The 1,069-nt window shown below is 72.9% G+C and carries 1 protein-coding gene; it reads right to left on the bottom strand.

The window, feature by feature from the left end; genetic code table 11:
• Positions 1-25: 25 nt before the first annotated feature.
• On the bottom strand, positions 26-997 hold the full coding sequence (locus AC5LSR_RS11465) for a universal stress protein (RefSeq protein ID WP_493468439.1): 972 nt from the start codon (positions 995-997) through the stop codon (positions 26-28).
• Between the last annotated feature and the right edge of the window lie 72 nt (positions 998-1,069).

The raw sequence follows: 1,069 nt of genomic DNA, 5'->3' as shown, positions 1-1,069 counted from the left end.
GGCTGGGGCCTGTCCCGCCGCTGGCCTACCGGTGTTGCCGCCGGTCGCCGCCGTGGATCACCGCGACCGGGCAGGGGGAGTGATGGGTGCAACGCTGGCTGGTCGAGCCCAGCAGCAGCTCGGCGAAGCCCTCGTGGCCGCGGGCGCCGACGACGAGCAGCTGGGCGCCGGCGGCCTGCCGGATCAGGGTGGTCCCCGCGGCGCCGAGCATGAGCCCGGCGTCCACCCTGACGTCCGTGCGGCCGCCCAGCCCCTTCACCAGGGTGTCCTCGAGCAGGGCCTGGGCCGCCTTCTCCAGTCCTTCTCCCTCGAAGCCGGCGTAGTAGCCGGTGTACATCGCCGGCGCGGGCATCCAGACGTGGAGGACACGTAGGGCCACTCCGCGCTGGGCCGCTGCCGTGGCCGCCCAGCGCAGCGCGTTGATCGAGCCATCCGAGCCGTCCACCCCGACGAGCACCGGACGCTTCTCCCGCGGCGCGGTGATCACCTGGCCGTTACGCCGCTCGTGCCCGCGGCCCTGTTCCGGGGCCCAGCGGACCACCACGACGGCGCCGGCCGACATGTGCACGCAGGCGTCGCTGACGGAGCCCGTCACAAGGCGGCGCAGGCGCCCCGAGCCCCGCGCGCCGATCACGAGCATCTGCGCGTTGGCGGCCGTGTTGAGCAGGGCTTCGACCGGGTCGGCGCGCACGGGCCGCCCGGTGATCGTGACGGCTGGCGCGGTGGCGCGGTTCCGTTCGATGGCTTCGCGCAGGAGCTTCTCGGCCGCCGCCGCGAGATCGTCGGCGTTGTGCGACGGGACATGGCTGGCCAGTACCCGTGGGCAGCGCTCGACGGACCAGGCGAACACCACGCGCACGGTCGCGCCATCGCGCCGTGCTTCGTCGACGGCCCAGCTCAGCGCTTTGCCGGCGTCCTCGGACAGGTCCGTCCCCACGACGATTTCCCGGCTTTCCCGGATCTCTCGAGTACCCCGGATATCCCGGATCTCCTGCATGCCAGCCTCCTTCATGAGCGGATCGGGCCTCGTCCGCATGGCCGGTGGCGATCGGTGACCGTATACCCATCC

This window comes from Protofrankia sp. CiP1_Cm_nod4, from assembly GCF_982290645.1.
The sequence above is the reverse complement of the archived record's forward strand: the minus strand, read 5'-3'. Positions and strand labels throughout refer to the sequence as shown.